Source organism: Mesorhizobium sp. L-8-3 (assembly GCF_016756615.1).
Classification (GTDB): Bacteria; Pseudomonadota; Alphaproteobacteria; order Rhizobiales; family Rhizobiaceae.
This window is the reverse complement of the sequence record NZ_AP023262.1, coordinates 4,921,182-4,942,057: the sequence shown is the minus strand read 5'-3', so window position 1 is coordinate 4,942,057 and position 20,876 is coordinate 4,921,182. Positions and strand designations below refer to the sequence as shown.

Below are 20,876 nucleotides of genomic sequence, written 5' to 3'. Positions count from 1 at the left end.
CCGATTATTCCGTGATGCTGACGACGATACCGGCGCCGACGGTGCGGCCGCCCTCGCGGATGGCGAAGCGCAGCTTCTCTTCCATGGCGATCGGCACGATCAGCTCGACGTCGACCGTGATGTTGTCGCCCGGCATCACCATCTCGGTGCCTTCCGGAAGCTTCACGATGCCGGTCACATCCGTCGTGCGGAAATAGAACTGCGGACGGTAGTTGGTGAAGAACGGCGTATGACGGCCGCCCTCTTCCTTCGTCAGGATGTAGGCCTCGGCCTTGAACTTCGTGTGCGGCGTCACCGAACCCGGCTTGCACAGGATCTGGCCGCGCTCCACACCCTCACGGTCGACGCCGCGCAGCAGCGCGCCGATGTTGTCGCCCGCCTGGCCCTGGTCGAGCAGCTTGCGGAACATCTCCACGCCGGTCACCGTCGTCGACGTCGTCGGACGGATGCCGACGATCTCGACCGTCTCGCCGACCTTGATGATGCCGCGCTCGACGCGCCCCGTCACCACCGTGCCGCGGCCCGAGATCGAGAACACGTCCTCGATCGGCATCAGGAACGGCTGGTCGATCGGACGGTTCGGCGTCGGGATGTAGCGGTCGACCTCTTCCATCAGCTTGCGGATCGCGTCCTCGCCGATCTCCTTGTTGGAGTCCTCCAGCGCGGCAAGCGCGGAGCCCTTCACGATCGGAATGTCGTCGCCGGGGAACTCGTTCTTCGACAACAGCTCGCGAACCTCGAGCTCGACCAGCTCGAGCAGCTCGGCGTCGTCGACCTGGTCGACCTTGTTCAGGAACACCACGATCGAGGGAACGCCGACCTGGCGGGCCAGCAGGATGTGCTCGCGCGTCTGCGGCATCGGGCCGTCGGCGGCCGAAACGACCAGGATCGCGCCGTCCATCTGCGCCGCACCCGTGATCATGTTCTTCACATAGTCGGCGTGGCCGGGGCAGTCGACATGCGCGTAGTGCCGGTTCGGCGTCTCGTACTCGACATGCGCCGTCGAGATCGTGATGCCGCGCGCCTTCTCCTCGGGCGCAGCGTCGATCTGGTCGTACGGCTTGTACTCGCCGAAGAACTTCGTGATCGCAGCCGTCAGCGACGTCTTCCCGTGGTCGACGTGACCGATCGTTCCAATGTTCACATGAGGCTTCGTACGCTCGAATTTACCTTTGGCCATGTGAGTTCTCCATTCCTGTCAGCCCGTTAGGGCGTTGAATTAAGGTTCTGCGCAATCCGTCGATTTACGCGTATTTCTTCTGGACTTCCTGCGCGACAGCAGTCGGGACCGGCTCGTAGTGGTCGAACTGCATCGTGTACTGGGCGCGGCCCTGCGACATCGAACGAAGGCTGTCGACGTACTTGAACATGTTGGCCAGCGGCACCATCGCGTTCACGACGACGGCGATGCCGCGGGTCTCCTGGCCCTGGATCTGGCCACGGCGGCTGTTCAGGTCGCCGATGACGTTGCCGACGTAATCTTCCGGCGTCACGACCTCCACCTTCATGATCGGCTCCAGCAACTGCACGCCGAGCTTCGGCGCGGCCTCGCGGATACAGGCGCGGCCGGCGATTTCGAAGGCGAGCACCGACGAGTCGACGTCGTGGAAGGCGCCGTCCAGCAGCGTCGCCTTGACGCCGATCATCGGGAAGCCGGCGAACGGACCGGACGACAGCACGCTGCGCAGGCCCTTGTCGACGCCGGGGATGTATTCCTTCGGAACCGCGCCGCCGACGATCTTGGACTCGAACAGGAAGTCCTCGCCCTCGGAGTTCGGCTCGAACAGGATCTTGACGCGAGCGAACTGGCCCGTGCCGCCGGTCTGCTTCTTGTGGGTGTAGTCCTGCTCGTGGGTGCGGGTGATCGTCTCGCGATAGGCCACCTGCGGCGCACCGACATTGGCCTCGACCTTGAACTCGCGCTTCATGCGGTCGACGATGATGTCGAGGTGAAGCTCGCCCATGCCGGCGATGATGGTCTGGCCCGACTCCTCGTCCGACTTGACGCGGAAGGACGGATCCTCGGCAGCCAGGCGGTTGAGCGCGAGGCCCATCTTCTCCTGGTCGCCCTTGGTCTTCGGCTCGATCGCGATCTGGATGACCGGCTCGGGGAATTCCATGCGCTCCAGGATGACCGGCTTCGTCGGGTCGCAGAGCGTGTCGCCGGTGGTGGTCTCCTTGAGGCCGGCCAGCGCGACGATGTCGCCGGCATATGCCTCTTCGATGTCGGCGCGCGAGTTCGAGTGCATCTGCAGCATGCGGCCGATGCGCTCCTTCTTGCCCTTCACCGTGTTCTCGAGCGACACACCCTTGTTGAGCTTGCCCGAATAGATGCGGCAGAAGGTCAGAGAACCGACGAACGGGTCGTTCATGATCTTGAAAGCCAGCATCGAGAGCGGCTCGTCATCCGACGAATGACGCTCGATCTCGGCCTCCGTCTTCGGATCGATGCCCTTGATCGCGGGAACGTCGACGGGCGACGGCAGGAAGTCGACGACGCCGTCGAGCAGCGGCTGCACGCCCTTGTTCTTGAAGGCGGAGCCGCAGAACATCGGGAAGAACTTGACGGCGATCGTGCCCTTGCGGATCAGCGCGCGCAGCTCATCGTTCGACGGCATGTTGCCTTCGAGGTAAGCCTCGAGCGCAGCCTCGTCGACCTCGACCGCGGTCTCGATCATCTTTTCGCGATATTCTTCGGCCTTGGCCTGCATGTCGGCGGGGATTTCAACGACATCCCAGGCCGCGCCCAGGCTCTCGTCGCGCCACACCAGCGCCTTCATCTCGATCAGATCGACGACGCCCTTGAACTCGCTCTCCGCACCGATCGGCAGTTGGACGACGACGGCGGTCGCACCGAGGCGCGACTTGACCATCTCGGCCGAGCGGTAGAAGTCGGCGCCGATCTTGTCCATCTTGTTGCAGAAGATCATGCGCGGGACATGATACTTGTCGGCCTGACGCCACACCGTCTCGGTCTGCGGCTCGACGCCGGCATTGGCATCGAGCAGCGCGATGGCGCCGTCGAGCACGCGCAGCGAACGCTCGACCTCGATGGTGAAGTCGACGTGGCCGGGCGTGTCGATGATGTTGAAGCGGCGCTGCTTGCCGTCACGACCCTTCCAGAAGGTCGTGGTGGCCGCGGACGTGATCGTGATGCCGCGCTCCTGCTCCTGCTCCATCCAGTCCATGGTGGCGGCGCCGTCGTGCACCTCGCCGAGCTTATGCGACTTGCCCGTGTAATACAGGATGCGCTCGGTGGTCGTGGTCTTGCCGGCGTCGATATGCGCCATGATACCGAAATTGCGGTAGTCTTCGATCTTGTATTCGCGAGCCATGGGAGGTGCCTCTCAGTCGTTCGTTCGCGCTTACCAGCGGTAGTGCGCGAAAGCGCGGTTGGCTTCCGCCATCTTGTGGGTGTCTTCGCGTTTCTTGACGGCCGTGCCGCGGTTGTTGGCCGCATCCAGCAGTTCGCCCGACAGACGATCGACCATGGTCGACTCGTTGCGATTGCGAGCAGCGGCGATCAGCCAGCGTATGGCCAAGGCTTGGCGACGCTCCGGACGGACATCGACGGGGACCTGATAGGTCGCGCCGCCGACGCGGCGGGAGCGCACTTCCACGTGCGGCGCGACATTGTCGAGCGCCTGATGGAAAACCGCGACGGGCTCCTGCTTGGTCTTGGCCTGGACCTGGTCGAGCGCGCCGTAGACGATCGTCTCGGCGACCGACTTCTTGCCGTCATACATGACGGCATTCATGAACTTGGTGACAACCAGATCGCCGAACTTCGGATCCGGGTTGATCTCGCGCTTGTCTGCACTGTGACGTCGGGACATATTTCTCGTCTCTCGCTATCGACGGCCTGGCGCAGAACAAAAAAGCGCCGAAGCCGGGAAACCCTTACTTCGGACGCTTCGCACCGTATTTCGAACGGCGTTGCTTGCGGTTCTTCACACCCTGGGTGTCGAGCACGCCGCGGATGATGTGGTAGCGCACACCCGGAAGGTCTTTCACGCGGCCGCCGCGGATCATGACGACGGAGTGCTCCTGGAGGTTGTGACCCTCGCCAGGAATGTAGCCGATCACTTCGAAACCGTTGGTGAGGCGAATCTTCGCCACCTTGCGGAGCGCGGAATTCGGCTTCTTCGGCGTCGTGGTATAGACGCGCGTGCAAACGCCCCGCTTCTGCGGGTTGGCCTGCATGGCCGGAACCTTGTTGCGCTTCACCGGCGCAATGCGCGGCTTGCGGATCAGCTGGTTTACGGTAGGCATTAAACCTTCCTCTTGTCTCTCAATCTCGTGTCGCAAGCCCGCTTCGGGCCGTTTCAAGCGGTCTTTCCATACGCAAATTCGGGCCGAAACCGCTCCTTCGCGGTCTTGCCCGAACAAATCGCAGAGGAAGCGGAAGCCGCTTCATGCACGCCGGAAATGTCTTTTCGCTCGTAAAACGAACCCTGTTTGAGGCAAACTCCTAGGCGCGACGCCCTGGAAGGGAAAGCCTCACATCGGCTCAGACGCGGCGGGTCATACTCGCAACATCTCGGCCCGTCAACCCCGGAGCCCCAAATATCGGGCCGAAATAGCGGCCCGGCAGCCATGCAGCAGGCACGCGCAATATTGTTGCGCCGCACCATTGGCGCAAAACATATTATGTCACGCTCAAAGCTGTCTCGTCCGGCCCGTTCGTGCGAAAAGGCTGGGACGAGGCCACGAATCTCCTCGACGGCGGACCTTTGCGGAGGAATCACCGACATGAACGACAACGAAGCAAGCTCCGTGACGATCATCACGGGCCGAATCTGGAAGCGGAAGGGCAGCAGGCCCGAGGGCGTGCATGTGATGCTCGTCGCGCCTGACGACGATTCCGCCGTCCGCATGGCGCTCGACGCTCTGTCGCGCGAAGGCTATGCCGAGGCCGAGTTGGACCAGATCGGCGATATGGACGGCATTCCCGACGAGGAGCCGCATCTCTCGGCCTATCAGGGTGCACTCGAAGGCGAGGTTTCGATCGTCACTTTCGACGAGAAGAACTGAGCGGGCCGTCGGCGCCCAGTCCACCGGGCCGCTCTGTCAAATACGAGGTGGGACCGGCTCCGTGCGGAGGCAGCCCTGCCTGGAACAAGCAGCCTCGGGACCACTCCGAGCCGCGCGACGGTTGACGCATCAGCACGACGGGCTGCGCAGTCCCGCAGGCGCAAGTCCGCCTTCGATGGCTACACCGTTGCGATCCGAGTTCCGGCGCCACGGCAATCCGAACAACGGCCGAAGCACCAGCACGCGGCGAATGACCTCGTAGCCCAGAACGCAGCCAGACAGGGTCGCGCCGATGATGATTGCCGCCTCCTCAAGAGCGGGAAGACGGTAGGGGATCAGCCAATAGCCAAGGACGACGATGATGGTCTGATGCAGGATGTAGTATGGAAACACCGCATCCGTCAGATAACGAAGCGCCGTGCCCGGCCGATCGAGCCACCGCTGTGAGAGGCCCAGCAACGCGACGATGACAGCCCAAGCGTAGAAAATACGACCGATTCGAACGGCCGTCTGCAGCATCTCGTCAGGCGGAACGCCTGTCCAGCCAAGCCTCACTGCCAGCGACAGCATGCCGAGCGACACCGCAAGCACGACCGCGGTCGCGAAGGTCTTGTCGACGAGGCGCCAGAAGACCTGATTCTTTGCCACCACAAAGCCGTAGAGCAGGATCGTCAGATTGTGCGCATGGTTCGCCCAGTCGTCGGCCAGGGCATGGGTCGTGGGGAAATAGGGGTCGAGTACCAGCCGATAGACGAGGAAAGGCAAGGCCGGCAGCACCAAGGGATAGAGTCGCGGCCGCGCCCCGATCCACGACAGCAGCGCCCCGGCCGGTCGGCCGGAAAGGCGCCGCAGCACTGTCAGGAATGGTGCGAGCAGCAGCGTATAGACGAGGATATAGACGACATACCAGAGATGATTCCAGGTCGGGGTGATGATCGAGAAGTCCTGCCGGAATGTGGCGTAGTCGATGAAGAAACGCCACAGGCCGACCTCGGTTTCACCCTTGAAGCGCATCTCGACATAGGCCTGCGGCATCACCACGATAAGCATGCCGAAGACGATCGGGATGAAGAGCCGCAGGACGCGCTTCGGCAGGAACCGCCGGAGCGGCACCTTGTCCGTCGCGAAGCGAATTGCCACGCCGGAGATGAAGAACAGCAATGCCAGGCGCCAGGGATTGACGAGCAGCATGGCCGGTTCGAAAAAGCTCGACGCGCTGGGGCTCTTAACGTGCCAATCCCAGGTCACGTAGAACATGCCCACATGGTAGAAGATCAGCATGCCGAAAGCCAGGACCCGGAGCCAGTCGAGATCGTGCCTCCGTCCCTCCGGGGACGCAGCCACATGGCGCACCCGCAATGCTTCGATGGACATCATGATCGCCTTTCGAGATGCCGTTTCCGATGACGGCGATCTTAGACGGCGCGTTTCTGCACCCAAGCGCGATGGGATGAGCGGCGGTCCCGCGGGACCGGAGGCCGGCGGCTACGGTAGCGTCAGGGACGAATGGCGGCACGCAGGTGACAAGCGGCGGACCAGCGCGTCATCCGTTCGTCGGGTGATCGGATGACGGCCGATCCGTCCGATGCCCTTATCGACGAACGCGTGGCGCGACGCGGACTCGTCATATCCGCCTTCTTCTTCCCAGTAGTCGCACTGATCAACGCTGCGTCGATGATCACCGACGCAGAACGCACCGGCGTGCCGCTCGACCCGCGCGTGCCATGGATTCTCGAACTGACCAGCGTTTCCGTGCTCGTCCTGCTGGTTCCGCTGGTCGCCAGACTCGAGCGCCGGACGCCGTTCACGCCCGACTCCTGGCCGAAAGCCTTGCTCGTTCACGCCCTGGGAAGCGCCGTTTTTTCGATCCTGCATGTCGGCGGCATGATCCTGCTTCGCAAGCTCGTCTTCGCGGTGCTGCTCGGCTACGACTACACATTCTTCGACAATGTGGTGAACGACAGTCTTTACGAGTATCGCAAGGACATCCTGCCCTACGCCGCGATCCTGCTGGTGCTCAGCCTGGTGCGAAGCATCGAAGAACATCGGCAGGATGCAGAAGCCGCGAAGGCCGATGCAGGCGCCACCGGCCGGCTGACGCTCAAATGCGGCGGCCGCACCATCTGGCTCGACGCCCGGTCGCTGGAATGGGCACGGGCGGCCGGCAACTACGTCGACCTGCGCGCCAACGGCAAGAACCATCTGGCTCGCATCAGCCTCGCCGCCCTCACCCAGCAACTGTCGGAGACCGGCATCGACGCCGTGCAGGTCCACCGCTCCTGCCTCGTCAACCGCGACAAGGTGGTAGAGGTCGCGCCGTTACGCGACGGCGATTTTCGCATCCGTATGGCCGATGGGACAGAGCTGCGCGGCTCGCGCCGATACCGGCATATTCTGGCGGCCGACTGAGGTCGCGCGGATGCGTCAGCAGCCACGCGGCTCGTATGTCTCAGCATCCTGTGCCCGCTGGCATCAAGCCTCGGCCCCAGCATAAGAAAAAAGCCGCCGGGTCGCCCCGGCGGCTTGGGTCTGGTCAGGTCGGCCGCGCTACTGCGCGGCGGTCGACATGTCGGTGAGCATCGGTTCGGCGACCTCCACACCCGAGGCCTTGCGGCGCTCGTCGAGGATGAGCTCGTCGCGCGAGGTCGCGATGCGCCGGATCTGGGCCATCGTGCCGCCGGTGCCGGCCGGGATGAGACGCCCGACGATGACGTTCTCCTTCAGGCCCTGCAGCATGTCGGTCTTGCCGGCCACCGCCGCTTCGGTGAGCACCCGGGTCGTCTCCTGGAAGGAGGCGGCCGAGATGAAGGACGGCGTCTGCAGCGAGGCCTTGGTGATGCCGAGCAGCACCGGCTGACCGGCGGCCGGCTTCTTGCCGTCCTCGATCAGGCGCTCGTTGATCTCGTCGAGCTCGATCACGTCGACATGGTCGCCCGGGATGTAGGTCGAGTCGCCCTGCTCCGTGATCTCGACCTTCTGCAGCATCTGGCGAACGATCACCTCGATGTGCTTGTCGTTGATCAACACGCCCTGCAGCCGGTAGACCTCCTGGATCTCGTTGACGAGGTAGGAAGCCAGAGCCTCCACGCCCTTGATCGCCAGGATGTCGTGCGGCGCCGGATTGCCGTCGAGGATGTAGTCGCCCTTCTCGATGGCGTCGCCGTCCTGGAGATGGAACGGCTTGCCCTTCGGGATCAGGTATTCGACCGGCTCCAGTGTCGAGTCATGCGGCTCGATGATGATGCGGCGCTTGTTCTTGTAGTCGCGGCCGAAGCGGATCGTGCCGTCGATCTCGGCGATGATGGCGTGATCCTTCGGACGGCGTGCCTCGAAGAGCTCGGCCACACGCGGCAGACCGCCGGTGATGTCCTTCGTCTTCGCGCTTTCCATCGGGATGCGCGCCAGCACGTCGCCGGGACGGACATGCGCGCCCGGCTCGACCGAGAGGATCGCCTCGACCGAGAGCAGGAAGCGGGCATCGCCACCCTTGGACAGCTTGCCGATCTTGCCCTTGGCGTCCTGGATCGTGATCGCCGGCTTGAGGTCCGAGCCGCGCGGCGTGGACCGCCAGTCGATGACCTCGCGCTTGGTGATGCCGGTCGACTCGTCGGCCGTCTCCTGGACGGAGATGCCGTCGACGAGATCCTCGAACATGACCCGGCCCTCGATTTCGGTGAGGATCGGACGGGTGTACGGGTCCCACTCGGCGATACGCTGGCCCCGCTTCACCTTGTCGCCGTCGTCGACATAGACGCGCGAGCCGTAGGTGACGCGGTGCGTCGCACGCTCCTTGCCGGCCTCGTCGAGGATGAGGACCGCCATGTTGCGGCCCATCGCCACGAGGTGGCCGTCGGAGTTGCGCACGACGTTGCGGTTGCGGATCTGCACCGTGCCCTCATACGAGGCTTCCAGGAACGACTGGTCGACGACCTGCGCCGTGCCGCCCATGTGGAAGGTACGCATGGTGAGCTGCGTGCCCGGCTCGCCGATCGACTGCGCGGCGATGACGCCGACAGCCTCGCCGATATTGACCGGGGTACCGCGCGCCAGGTCGCGGCCGTAGCAGACCGCGCAGACGCCGGTCCTGACCTCGCAGGTCAGCGCCGAGCGGATGCGGACGGACTGGATTCCGGCCTTCTCGATGGCGTCGACGTCGCGCTCGTCGATCAGGCGGCCGCCCTTGACGATGACCTCGCCCGAAACCGGATGCGTCACGTCGTCGAGCGCCGTACGGCCGAGGATGCGCTGGCCGAGCGAGGCGACGATCTGGCCGGCGTCGACGATCGGCTGCATGGTCAGGCCCTTGTCGGTGCCGCAGTCGGTCGCATTGACGATGCAGTCCTGCGCGACATCGACGAGACGACGCGTCAGATAGCCGGAGTTGGCCGTCTTCAGCGCGGTATCGGCGAGGCCCTTGCGGGCGCCGTGGGTCGAGTTGAAGTACTCGAGAACGGTCAGGCCTTCCTTGAAGTTCGAGATGATCGGCGTCTCGATGATTTCGCCCGACGGCTTGGCCATAAGGCCGCGCATGCCGGCGAGCTGACGCATCTGGGTCGGCGAGCCACGCGCGCCGGAATGCGACATCATGTAGATCGAGTTCATCGGCTTCTGGCGGCCGTTGGCGTCGAACTCGACCGCCTTGATGCGGCCCATCATCTCGTCGGCGACCTTTTCCGAGCACTTGGCCCAGGCGTCGACGACCTTGTTGTACTTCTCGCCCTGGGTGATCAGGCCGTCATTGTACTGCTGCTCGTATTCCTTCGCGAGCGCCTCGGTCTCGCTCACCAGCTTCTCCTTGGTGTCGGGGATCAGCATGTCGTCCTTGCCGAACGAGATACCGGCCCGGCAGGCATGGCTGAAGCCGAGCGCCATGATGCGGTCGCAGAAGATCACCGTCTCCTTCTGGCCGCAGTGGCGATAGACCGTATCGATCATCTTGGAGATGTTCTTCTTGGTCATCTCCTGGTTGGCGATGTCGAAGGGCACGTTGTGGTTCTTCGGCAGGAGTTCGCCGATGATCATGCGGCCGGGCGTCGTGTCGTGGATCTTCGACACAACATTGCCCTCCGCGTCCACGGTGCGGAAGCGGCCCTTGATCTTGGCGTGCAGCGTGACCGCCTTGGTCTCCAGGGCGTGCTGGAGCTCGCCCATGTCGGCAAACACCATGCCCTCTCCCGGCTCGTTCTGGTTGACGATCGAGAGATAATAGAGGCCCAGAACCATGTCCTGCGACGGCACGATGATCGGCGCGCCGGAAGCCGGATGCAGGATGTTGTTGGTCGACATCATCAGCACGCGGGCTTCGAGCTGCGCTTCGAGCGACAGCGGCACGTGCACCGCCATCTGGTCGCCGTCGAAGTCGGCATTGAAGGCGGTGCAGACCAGCGGGTGGAGCTGGATCGCCTTGCCCTCGATCAGCGTCGGCTCGAACGCCTGGATGCCGAGGCGGTGCAGCGTCGGCGCGCGGTTAAGAAGCACCGGATGCTCGCGGATCACCTCGTCAAGGATGTCCCAGACCTCGGGCTTCTCCTTCTCGACCAGCTTCTTCGCCTGCTTGACGGTCGAGGAGTAGCCCTTCGCGTCGAGGCGGGCATAGATGAAGGGCTTGAACAGCTCGAGTGCCATCTTCTTCGGCAGGCCGCACTGATGCAGCTTGAGCTCCGGACCGGTCACGATGACCGAGCGGCCGGAATAGTCGACGCGCTTGCCGAGCAGGTTCTGGCGGAACCGGCCCTGCTTGCCCTTGAGCATGTCGGACAGCGACTTCAGCGGACGCTTGTTGGCGCCGGTGATGACGCGGCCGCGGCGGCCGTTGTCGAACAGCGCGTCGACGGCCTCCTGCAGCATGCGCTTCTCGTTGCGGATGATGATCCCCGGAGCGCGCAGTTCGATCAGCCGCTTCAGGCGGTTGTTGCGGTTGATGACGCGGCGATAGAGATCGTTCAGGTCCGACGTCGCGAAGCGGCCGCCGTCGAGCGGCACGAGCGGGCGCAGATCCGGCGGGATGACCGGGACGATCTTCATGATCATCCACTCCGGACGGTTGCCGGATTCCATGAAGTTCTCGACGACCTTGAGCCGCTTGAGCAGCTTCTTCTGCTTCAGCTCCGACGTGGTCGAGGCCAACTCCGAGCGCAACTCGCCGGCGATCTTCTCGAGGTCCATGCCTGCCAGCAGGTCATGGATCGCTTCGGCGCCGATCATGGCCGTGAAGGAATCCTCGCCGTAATTGTCGACGGCGATCATGTACTCTTCCTCGGACAGAAGCTGATGCTGCTTCAGATCCGTCAGACCGGGCTCGGTGACGATGTAGTTCTCGAAATAAAGGACCCGCTCGATATCCTTCAGCGTCATGTCGAGCAGCGTGCCGATGCGCGAGGGCAGCGACTTCAGGAACCAGATGTGGGCGACCGGAGCGGCGAGCTCGATATGGCCCATGCGCTCGCGCCGGACGCGCGACAGCGTGACCTCGACGCCGCACTTCTCGCAGATGACGCCCTTGTACTTCATGCGCTTGTATTTGCCGCACAGGCACTCGTAGTCCTTGATCGGACCGAAGATGCGCGCGCAGAACAGGCCGTCGCGCTCCGGCTTGAAGGTGCGATAGTTGATCGTCTCCGGCTTCTTGATCTCGCCGAACGACCAGGACAGGATCTTGTCGGGCGACGCGAGCGATATCCGGATGGAATCGAACACCTGCGCCGGCGCCTGGGGGTTGAAGAGATTCATGACCTCTTGGTTCATGCCGTTCTCCTTGTGGGGACCGAAATCCCTCTTCGATACTATCGGGCGGTGACGCCCATTCCGTGATCCGCCCGCAATTCCGCCGCGCAGGCCCGGTCACGCGATCATTCCATCCGGCCCGCCGGCCGGGAAACATGCGGCGCGCCCGGCAAGGACCGTGGCGCGCCGCTCTTTCCGTTACTCGGCGGCGTCGGGCAGACGCGCCGGGCTTTCGTCGAGCTTGGTGTTCTCGAGCTCGACATTGAGGCCGAGCGAGCGCATCTCCTTGACGAGAACGTTGAAGCTCTCCGGAATGCCGGCTTCGAACGTGTCGTCGCCGCGCACGATCGCCTCGTAGACCTTGGTGCGGCCGGCCACGTCGTCCGACTTCACCGTCAGCATCTCCTGCAGCGTGTAGGCAGCGCCGTAAGCCTCCAGCGCCCAGACCTCCATTTCGCCGAAGCGCTGGCCGCCGAACTGCGCCTTGCCGCCCAGCGGCTGCTGGGTGACCAGGCTGTAGGGGCCGATCGAACGCGCGTGGATCTTGTCGTCCACGAGGTGGTGAAGCTTGAGCATGTAGATGTAGCCCATCGTCACCTTTCGGTCGAACGGCTCGCCGGTGCGCCCGTCATAGAGGGTCGACTGACCGCTGGTATGCAGGCCGGCCTGCTCGAGCATCTCGTTGATGTTGACCTCGTGCGCGCCATCGAACACCGGGGTCGCGATGGACACGCCGCGCTTCATCTGCTCGCCGAGCCGGATGATGCTCTGGTCGTCGTAGTCGCGGACCGGCTCGTTGCGGTCGTTGGCCGGGATCACGCTCTCGATGGTCTCACGCAGCGGCTTGATGTCGCCGCTCTGCTTGTAGGCCTCGATGAGCTGCCCGATCTTCCTGCCCATCCCGGCGCAGGCCCAGCCCAGATGCGTCTCCAGGATCTGGCCGACATTCATGCGGCTCGGAACGCCCAGCGGGTTGAGCACGATGTCGGCATGCGTGCCGTCCTCGAGGAACGGCATGTCCTCGACCGGGACGATGCGCGACACCACGCCCTTGTTGCCGTGGCGGCCGGCCATCTTGTCGCCGGGCTGCATCTTGCGCTTCACGGCCACGAAGACCTTGACCATCTTCATGACGCCGGGCGGCATCTCGTCGCCGCGCTGCACCTTCTCGACCTTGTCCATGAAGCGCTGTTCGAGCGCCTTCTTGGAGTCGTCGTACTGGCCGCGCAGAGCCTCGAGTTCTCCCTGGAGCTTCTCGTTCTCGACGGCGAACTGCCACCACTGAGAGCGCGGATACTCGTCCAGGATCTCCTTGGAAAGCGTCGTGCCCTTCTTGAAGCCCTTCGGCCCCGCGATCGCCTCCTTGCCGACGAGCATGTCGTTCAGGCGGCTGTAGACGTTGCGGTCAAGGATCGCCTGCTCGTCGTCGCGATCCTTGGCGAGACGCTCGATCTCCTCGCGCTCGATCGCCATGGCGCGCTCGTCCTTCTCCACGCCGTGGCGGTTGAAGACGCGCACTTCGACGACCGTGCCGAAGGTGCCGGGCGGCATGCGCATGGAGGTGTCGCGCACGTCGGAGGCCTTCTCGCCGAAGATGGCGCGCAGGAGCTTCTCCTCCGGCGTCATCGGGCTCTCGCCCTTCGGCGTGATCTTGCCGACCAGGATGTCGCCCGGCTGCACCTCGGCGCCGATATAGACGATGCCGGCCTCGTCGAGGTTCTTGAGAGCCTCTTCCGAAACGTTCGGAATGTCGCGCGTGATCTCCTCGGGTCCGAGCTTGGTGTCGCGGGCCATCACCTCGAATTCCTCGATGTGGATCGAGGTGAAGACGTCGTCGGCGACGATACGCTCGGAGAGCAGGATCGAGTCCTCGTAGTTGTAGCCGTTCCACGGCATGAAGGCCACGAGCACGTTGCGGCCGAGCGCCAGATCGCCCAGGTCCGTCGACGGGCCATCGGCGATGATGTCGCCCTTCTCGATCCGGTCGCCCACATTCACCAGCGGACGCTGGTTGATGCAGGTGTTCTGGTTCGAGCGCTGGAACTTCATCAGCCGGTAGATGTCGACACCAGACTTGCCGGGATCGAGATCCTCGGTCGCGCGGATGACGATACGGGTCGCGTCCACCTGGTCGACGATGCCGCCGCGGCGCGCCGCTATCGCGGCGCCGGAGTCACGGGCGACCACCGGCTCCATGCCGGTGCCGACGAACGGAGCCTCGGCCCGCACCAGCGGCACGGCCTGACGCTGCATGTTGGAACCCATCAGCGCGCGGTTGGCGTCGTCGTTCTCGAGGAACGGGATCAGCGCGGCCGCGACCGACACCATCTGCTTCGGCGAGACGTCCATCAGGTCGACGTTCTCGCGCGGCGCCATCATCACCTCGCCGGCGTTGCGGCAGATGACGAACTCGTCCTTGAAGCGGCCTTCGGCGTCGAGCTCGGCATTGGCCTGTGCCACGAAGTGCTTGGCCTCCTCCATCGCCGAGAGATAGACGACCTCGTTGGTCAGCCTGCCGTCCACGATCTTGCGATACGGGCTCTCGATGAAGCCGTATTTGTTGACGCGCGCGAAGGTGGCCAGCGAATTGATCAGGCCGATGTTCGGGCCTTCCGGCGTCTCGATCGGGCAAATCCGGCCGTAATGCGTCGGATGCACGTCGCGCACCTCGAAGCCGGCGCGTTCGCGCGTCAGACCGCCCGGTCCGAGCGCCGAGAGGCGCCGCTTGTGGGTGATCTCCGACAGCGGGTTGGTCTGGTCCATGAACTGCGAGAGCTGCGAGGAGCCGAAGAACTCGCGCACGGCGGCCGCGGCCGGCTTGGCGTTGATCAGGTCCTGCGGCATGACCGTGTCGATCTCGATCGACGACATGCGTTCCTTGATCGCGCGCTCCATGCGCAAGAGGCCGACGCGGTACTGGTTCTCCATGAGCTCGCCGACCGAGCGCACCCGGCGGTTGCCGAGATTGTCGATATCGTCGATCTCGCCCTTGCCGTCGCGCAACTCGACCAGCGTCTTGACCACGGCAAGGATGTCCTCCTTGCGCAGCACGCGCACCGTGTCGGCGGCGTCGAGCTCGAGACGCATGTTCATCTTGACGCGGCCGACGGCCGAAAGATCGTAGCGCTCGGCGTCGAAGAACAGCGAGTTGAACATCGCCTCCGCAGTCTCCAGCGTCGGCGGCTCGCCCGGACGCATCACCCGGTAGATGTCGAACAGCGAGTCCTGGCGACTCTCGTTCTTGTCGACGGCGAGTGTATTGCGGATGTAGCCGCCGACATTGATGTGGTCGATGTCGAGGATCTGGATCTCTTCCTCGCCGGCCTCGTTGAGCACCTTGAGGGTCTTCTCGTCGATCTCGTCGCCGGCCTCGAGATAGATTTCGCCGGTGGCGTAGTTCACGACGTCCTCGGCCAGGTAGCTGCCGTAGAGATCGTCGTCGGTCGCCTTGATCGCCTTCAGCCCCTTTTCGGCGAGTTGCTTGGCCTGGCGCGCGGTGATCTTCTTGCCGGCCTCGACGACGATCTCGCCGGTGTCGGCGTCGACCAGGTCGCCCACAGCCTTCAGGCCGCGGAAGCGGTCGACGTTGAAGGGGATGCGCCAATGGTCGCCCGACCGCTTGTAGGCGATCTTGTTGTAGAAGGTGGACAGGATCTCCTCGCCGTCCATGCCGAGCGCCATCAGCAGCGACGTCACCGGAATCTTGCGGCGGCGGTCGATGCGGGCATGCACGACGTCCTTGGAGTCGAACTCGATGTCCAGCCACGAGCCGCGATAGGGGATCACCCGCGCGGCGAACAGGAGCTTGCCCGAGGAGTGCGACTTGCCCTTGTCGTGGTCGAAGAAGACGCCGGGCGAGCGGTGCATCTGCGATACGATCACGCGCTCGGTGCCGTTGACGATGAAGGTGCCGTTCGACGTCATGAGCGGCATGTCGCCCATATAGACGTCCTGCTCCTTGATGTCCTTGATCGACTTCGCGCCGGTATCCTCGTCCAGATCGAACACGATCAGGCGCAGCGTCACCTTCAGCGGGGCAGCATAGGTCAGGTCGCGCTGGCGGCACTCGTCGACGTCGAACTTCGGCGCCTCGAACTCGTACTTCACGAACTCCAGCATCGAGGTGCCGGAAAAGTCCTGGATCGGGAACACCGACTTGAAAACGGCCTGCAAGCCTTCGTCGGGACGCCCGCCCTTGGGCTCCTCGACCATCAGGAATTGATCATAGGATGCCTTCTGAACCTCGATAAGGTTCGGCATCTCCGCAACCTCCGGAATCTTCCCGAAGAACTTGCGTACGCGCCTGCGACCGTTGAAAGTCTGGGTCTGGGCCATCGTCGCTCCTTGCTGCCTTTCTTGGGGCGCGCCTCGCCAGGCACGCCTTGCAACTCGTGACCGCCGTCGCGGCGATCTTCTTCCAATCCGCTCGCTGCCTTTCGGCGGCGGTTCGAAACGGCTGAAAACCCGTTTCCTGAAGGCCGTCCCGACCCTCAGGAAAGGGGTTCCCCAAACATCGCCCCGGTTCTCGGGCCCGGCGCCGTGCCGGGATCGGCGGACGGCTTCGCCGCCCGCCGAAACCGTAATGTCTTACTTCAACTCGACCTTGGCGCCGGCTGCTTCCAGCTGGGCCTTGAACTTGTCGGCGTCGGCCTTGGAAACGGCTTCCTTGACCGGCTTCGGAGCGCCTTCGACCAGGTCCTTGGCTTCCTTGAGGCCGAGGCCGGTGATGGCGCGCACTTCCTTGATGACGTTGATCTTCTGGGCGCCGGCGTCGGCGAGGATGACGTCGAATTCGGTCTTTTCCTCAGCCGGAGCAGCAGCGGCGGCGCCACCACCGGCAACGGCGGCGACAGCCACCGGAGCGGCGGCCGAAACGCCCCACTTCTCCTCCAGGAGCTTCGACAGCTCGGCCGCCTCGAGGACGGTCAGGCTCGAAAGGTCATCTACGATCTTGGCGAGATCAGCCATTTTTCACTTCCTTCAAAAGTTCGAACAGGTGTTGGTGACAGCGAGGAACGGCCTCATGCCGCCTCGTCCTTCCGGGCATAGGCGCCGATGACGCGCGCGACCGAAGCCGCGGGCGCATTGACGATCTGGGCGATCCGGGTAGCCGGGGTGGCGATCATGCCGACCAACCTGGCGCGGAGCTCGTCGAGCGACGGGAGCGTGGCGAGAGCCTTCACCCCATCGGCATCGAGAGCCGTCGGTCCCATCGCGCCGCCGAGAATGACCAGCTTGTCATTCCCCTTGGCGAAATCGGAAGCGACCTTCGGAGCCGCAATCGGATCGTCCGAATAGGCGATCAGCGTCTGTCCCTTGAACAGCTCGATGATGCCTTCGGATTCCGTGCCCTGAAGAGCGATCTTGGCGAGACGGTTCTTCGCGACTTTGACGGTGCCGCCGGCCTGACGCATCTTCGTGCGAAGATCGTTCATTTGCGCGACGGTGATACCGGCATAGTGGGCCACGACGACTGAACCAGCGCTCTTGAACGCATCGTTCAGGCCCGTGACGAGTTCGCGTTTTTCCGCTCTGTCCACTGCCTATCTCCAGTTGACGGCCGTCTCATTCTCGAAACGACCATCGGGTTGCCTTTTGCCGGGCGGGCCATCCACTCCTGGATCTCCCGAACGGCGCTCGAGGATCCTGCCCCCTTTCGCCACACCGACCGGCTTCCCGGACGGAGCGCTGACAAAAGGCCAACACGGTTCGAACCTTTCATCGGAGCATTAGCTCCTTTGTCGGGTCTTCACCCGTCTCATGCAGGCCCATTCGAATTAAGGCCCAGGGTCACCTTGGACCGCCTGCAATCTCGGACAGGATATCCGGAAGCCTCTCGGCTCCCGGAATCCGGGCCTTGCGGCCCGGAATTCTTTCAGCAGGATCAGGCCTTGCGACCTGATCCTCAACCAGCGTCTCAGGACGCCGCGAGGCTCGATATATCGAGCCTTAGGCCCGGGCCCATCGTGGTGGTGAGCGACACCTTCTTCACGTAGTTGCCCTTGGCGCCTGCCGGCTTCGCCTTGGTGACCGCGTCGGTGAAGGCGCGCACATTCTCTTCGATCGCCTTGGCGTCGAAGGAGGCTTTGCCGACGCCGGCATGAACGATGCCGGCCTTCTCGACGCGGAACTCGACCGCGCCGCCCTTGGAGGCCTTGACGGCGGCGGCGACATCGGTCGTCACCGTGCCGACCTTGGGGTTCGGCATCATGCCACGCGGGCCGAGAACCTTGCCCAGCCGACCGACCAGCGGCATCATGTCAGGCGTCGCGATGCAGCGATCGAACTCGATCGTGCCCTTCTGAACGGTCTCGACCAGATCCTCCGCGCCAACCACGTCGGCACCGGCGGCACGCGCCTCGTCAGCCTTGTCGCCCTTGGCGAACACGGCCACGCGCACGGTACGACCCGTGCCGTTCGGCAGGTTCACCACGCCGCGGACCATCTGGTCGGCATGACGCGGGTCGACGCCGAGATTCATCGCGACTTCGAATGTCTCGTCGAACTTGGCGGTGGCGCGCGACTTCAGGACCTCCACGGCCTCAGCCAGGCTGTAGGCCTTGTTCGGATCGATGCCCTCGCGGGACTTGGCTACACGCTTTGCAATCTTTGCCATCGTCTCAGCCCACCACTTCCAGGCCCATCGAGCGGGCGGAACCCTCGACCATGCGCATGGCCGCCTCGACGTCGTTCGCGTTCAGGTCCTTCATCTTCGCTTCGGCGATCTCTCGCACCTTGTCGCGGCTGATCTGGCCGGCCTTCGACTTGCCCGGCTCCTTCGAGCCCGACTTCAGGTTGGCGGCCTTCTTCAGGAAGTAGCTCACCGGCGGCGTCTTCATGACGAAGGTGAACGACTTGTCCTGATAGTAGGTGATCACGACAGGAATCGGCGATCCCTTTTCCAGCTCCTGCGTCTGCGCGTTGAACGCCTTGCAGAATTCCATGATGTTGATGCCACGCTGACCAAGCGCAGGACCGATCGGGGGCGACGGCGTCGCCGAACCCGCGGCTACCTGGAGCTTGAGTTGGCCCGCAATCTTCTTAGCCATCTCTTGTCTGCCTTATATCGTGCCGGCATGACCGGCGGTTGCAGTGTGGTGGTTCGGATTGGACGGCCGGCCACAGCCGCCTGCCCCTCCCACCAGTTCAGGCGGCATGAAAGCCGCCAAGCCCGATCGCCGTTCCGGCGCGGGCGTTCGGATCAGCCCTTCTCGACCTGTCCGAATTCGAGATCGACGGGCACGGCACGCCCGAAGATCGAAACTTCCACCTTGAGGCGCGAACGCTCCTCGTCCACCTCCTGGACGAAGCCATTGAACGAGGCGAAAGGCCCGTCCGACACGCGCACCTGCTCGCCGATCTCGAAGGTGACCGACGGCTTCGGCCGCTCGACACCCTCCTGCACCTGGTGAAGGATGCGCTCGGCTTCCTTGTCGGTGATCGGCACCGGCTTGGAATCGCCCAGGAAACCGGTCACCTTCGGCGTATTCTTGATCAGGCTGAACACGGCGTCGGACAGGTTGGCGCGCACCAGCACATAGCCCGGGAAGAACTTGCGCTCGGCGTCGACCTTGCGGCCGCGACGCACCTCGACGACCTTTTCGGTCGGAACGACGATCTGCTCGATCTGGTCGGACAGGCCTTTCTGCTTGGCCTTGTTCTCGATGTCCTCGGCGACCTTCTTCTCGAAATTCGAGTAGGCGTGGACGATGTACCACCGCGCAGTCATTCAGATACTCCCCGTAGTCGCCGGTCTATCGCGCAATGCCGAGGATCTGCTCGATCGCGAACGCCATGAGTTGATCGGCGGCGAAGAAGAAGATCGACGCGATCACCGCAAAGGCCAGGACCATCAGCGTCGAGATCATCGTCTCGCGCCGCGAAGGCCAGGTCACCTTCTGGGTCTCCGACCTCACCTGCTGGAGGAAGGTAAAGGGGTTGGTGGTCTTCGATGCCATGTGCCGCTCTGCTGTCGAGGCCCGTCGTCGCCGCAGGCCTTCTGGATGATCCCGTCGACCGGGAGATGCCGCATGGATACGAAACCCTGCGCGAATCAGCGCACCGTATCCGTCCATGCATTTCGGGCGCGTAAAGCTGACCTCTCAGCTCCACGCGCCGCGTGTCCGTTCTGGTTACATAAAGCCGATTCCCGACACATGCAAGTGTGAACAATCCGCTTTATTGTCAAAGCGCCAGCATGGAACCATCCAGTCGTCCCTTCCCGGCTATGGCGTGCTTATGCCTCAAAAGTCGCGTTTTGGCAAGCTTGATATGCAATCGGTGTCGTAAGCACACGAGTTGTCCGGGTTAGGTAGCACACGAATTGTCCGGTTTCATTGGTCACCGCCAAGGGGGCTGAGTCGACCTACTGTCGCGCTGCCGCCCGGTTGATCGACGCGATCAGGTCGGCGAAGCGCTCGCCCTGCACTGCCACATGGGCATAGGCACGCGACGCCGCAAGGTCTCCATCGCCCTCGGTCAGCGCCTCGACGATGGACTTGTGTTCAGAGAACGACGTCTGCATGCGGTTGCGGACACGCAACTGAAGGCGGCGGAACGGCGCCAGCCGCTTGTGCAGCGCCATCGCCTGCTCGGCGACGAAGGTGTTGCCGCTGGCCGTGTATATCGCCTGATGGAAGCGCTCGTTCTCGTAGTAATAGGCATCCGTATCCCCGGACTCGGCTGCGAGCCGGCATGATTCGAGCGTCTTCTTCAACTGCACCTCATCCGAGACGAGCATGCGGCGCGACGCCAGCCGCGCGCAGATTGCCTCGAGTTCCGCCATCAGTTCGAACATTTCGAGCAACTGCTTCGGATCGGGCGCACTAACGACAGCGCCGCGGTGGCGGCGATGCTCGATGAGGCCGGCGATCGAAAGCTGCTGCAGCGCCTCGCGTATGGGCGTGCGCGAAACACCGAAGCGGGCGGCAAGCGAGGCCTCGTCAAGACGCTCTCCCGGCCGCAGGGCGCCGGTGGCGATCTCCTCCTCGATCTGGGCCTTCAACCGACTCGATTGATTGATCTTCATGCAGAAATTCTGCTGCGTTTCGCGATTTCCCGCAAGTGCAAAAAATGCAATTCAGCCGCCGATGCATACAATTCGGTTGACAGTGCGTGCA

16 protein-coding genes are annotated in these 20,876 nt (G+C 63.6%); 2 read left to right on the top strand and 14 right to left on the bottom strand.

Annotated elements, in window-relative coordinates; genetic code table 11:
* Positions 1 to 4: 4 nt before the first annotated feature.
* From tuf to rpsL, 4 genes are all read right to left on the bottom strand, one after another.
* Positions 5 to 1,180 carry an elongation factor Tu gene (tuf, locus tag JN302_RS22860; RefSeq protein WP_202305309.1) on the bottom strand — a complete coding sequence of 392 codons (1,176 nt, stop codon included), beginning with the start codon at positions 1,178 to 1,180 and terminating at the stop codon, positions 5 to 7.
* A 64-nt stretch (positions 1,181 to 1,244) separates the two neighbouring features.
* Positions 1,245 to 3,335, bottom strand: a complete 2,091-nt coding sequence (fusA, locus tag JN302_RS22855; RefSeq protein ID WP_202305348.1) for an elongation factor G — start codon at positions 3,333 to 3,335, stop codon at positions 1,245 to 1,247.
* Positions 3,336 to 3,365: 30 nt separating this feature from the next.
* Complete coding sequence (gene rpsG, locus JN302_RS22850) at positions 3,366 to 3,836, bottom strand: 30S ribosomal protein S7 (RefSeq protein WP_202305346.1); 471 nt, start codon at positions 3,834 to 3,836, stop codon at positions 3,366 to 3,368.
* 64 nt (positions 3,837 to 3,900) lie between these two features.
* Positions 3,901 to 4,272, bottom strand: coding sequence for a 30S ribosomal protein S12 (rpsL, locus tag JN302_RS22845; RefSeq protein WP_008837709.1), 372 nt, complete (start codon positions 4,270 to 4,272; stop codon positions 3,901 to 3,903).
* A 480-nt stretch (positions 4,273 to 4,752) separates the two neighbouring features.
* On the opposite strand from rpsL, the gene JN302_RS22840 reads away from it, so the two are divergent.
* Positions 4,753 to 5,034 (top strand): transcriptional regulator, encoded by a 282-nt coding sequence (locus JN302_RS22840; protein ID WP_202305337.1) that lies wholly within the window; start codon positions 4,753 to 4,755, stop codon positions 5,032 to 5,034.
* Positions 5,035 to 5,163: 129 nt separating this feature from the next.
* On the opposite strand, the gene JN302_RS22835 is transcribed toward JN302_RS22840, so the two are convergent.
* The gene (locus JN302_RS22835; protein ID WP_210382564.1) at positions 5,164 to 6,408 is read right to left on the bottom strand and encodes an acyltransferase family protein; all 1,245 of its coding nucleotides are present in this window, start codon (positions 6,406 to 6,408) and stop codon (positions 5,164 to 5,166) included.
* 192 nt (positions 6,409 to 6,600) lie between these two features.
* Here JN302_RS22835 and JN302_RS22830 point away from each other — a divergent pair, with 192 nt between their 5' ends.
* On the top strand, positions 6,601 to 7,443 hold the full coding sequence (locus JN302_RS22830) for a LytTR family DNA-binding domain-containing protein (protein WP_202329272.1): 843 nt from the start codon (positions 6,601 to 6,603) through the stop codon (positions 7,441 to 7,443).
* A gap of 138 nt (positions 7,444 to 7,581) precedes the next feature.
* On the opposite strand, the gene rpoC is transcribed toward JN302_RS22830, so the two are convergent.
* The 9 genes from rpoC to JN302_RS22785 all read right to left on the bottom strand — a co-directional run bounded on the left by rpoC (position 7,582) and on the right by JN302_RS22785 (position 20,785).
* A complete protein-coding gene (rpoC, locus tag JN302_RS22825; protein WP_202305331.1) occupies positions 7,582 to 11,778 on the bottom strand; it encodes a DNA-directed RNA polymerase subunit beta' in 4,197 nt (1,398 codons plus the stop codon).
* Positions 11,779 to 11,955: 177 nt separating this feature from the next.
* Positions 11,956 to 16,092 carry a DNA-directed RNA polymerase subunit beta gene (rpoB, locus tag JN302_RS22820; RefSeq protein WP_202305329.1) on the bottom strand — a complete coding sequence of 1,379 codons (4,137 nt, stop codon included), beginning with the start codon at positions 16,090 to 16,092 and terminating at the stop codon, positions 11,956 to 11,958.
* Between the two features lie 252 nt (positions 16,093 to 16,344).
* Positions 16,345 to 16,725 carry a 50S ribosomal protein L7/L12 gene (rplL, locus tag JN302_RS22815; RefSeq protein ID WP_202305327.1) on the bottom strand — a complete coding sequence of 127 codons (381 nt, stop codon included), beginning with the start codon at positions 16,723 to 16,725 and terminating at the stop codon, positions 16,345 to 16,347.
* A gap of 53 nt (positions 16,726 to 16,778) precedes the next feature.
* Entirely contained in the window at positions 16,779 to 17,297 is a 519-nt protein-coding gene (gene rplJ / locus JN302_RS22810) for a 50S ribosomal protein L10 (RefSeq protein ID WP_202305325.1), read from the bottom strand.
* Between the two features lie 377 nt (positions 17,298 to 17,674).
* Positions 17,675 to 18,373: a 50S ribosomal protein L1 gene (gene rplA / locus JN302_RS22805; RefSeq protein ID WP_202305323.1), complete on the bottom strand. Its 699-nt coding sequence runs from the start codon at positions 18,371 to 18,373 to the stop codon at positions 17,675 to 17,677.
* Positions 18,374 to 18,377: 4 nt separating this feature from the next.
* Positions 18,378 to 18,806, bottom strand: coding sequence for a 50S ribosomal protein L11 (rplK, locus tag JN302_RS22800; RefSeq protein ID WP_202305321.1), 429 nt, complete (start codon positions 18,804 to 18,806; stop codon positions 18,378 to 18,380).
* A gap of 152 nt (positions 18,807 to 18,958) precedes the next feature.
* Positions 18,959 to 19,486 (bottom strand): transcription termination/antitermination protein NusG, encoded by a 528-nt coding sequence (nusG, locus tag JN302_RS22795; RefSeq protein ID WP_202305319.1) that lies wholly within the window; start codon positions 19,484 to 19,486, stop codon positions 18,959 to 18,961.
* A 25-nt stretch (positions 19,487 to 19,511) separates the two neighbouring features.
* Entirely contained in the window at positions 19,512 to 19,715 is a 204-nt protein-coding gene (gene secE / locus JN302_RS22790) for a preprotein translocase subunit SecE (RefSeq protein ID WP_202305317.1), read from the bottom strand.
* A gap of 407 nt (positions 19,716 to 20,122) precedes the next feature.
* Entirely contained in the window at positions 20,123 to 20,785 is a 663-nt protein-coding gene (locus JN302_RS22785; RefSeq protein ID WP_202329271.1) for a GntR family transcriptional regulator, read from the bottom strand.
* Positions 20,786 to 20,876 lie beyond the last annotated feature (91 nt).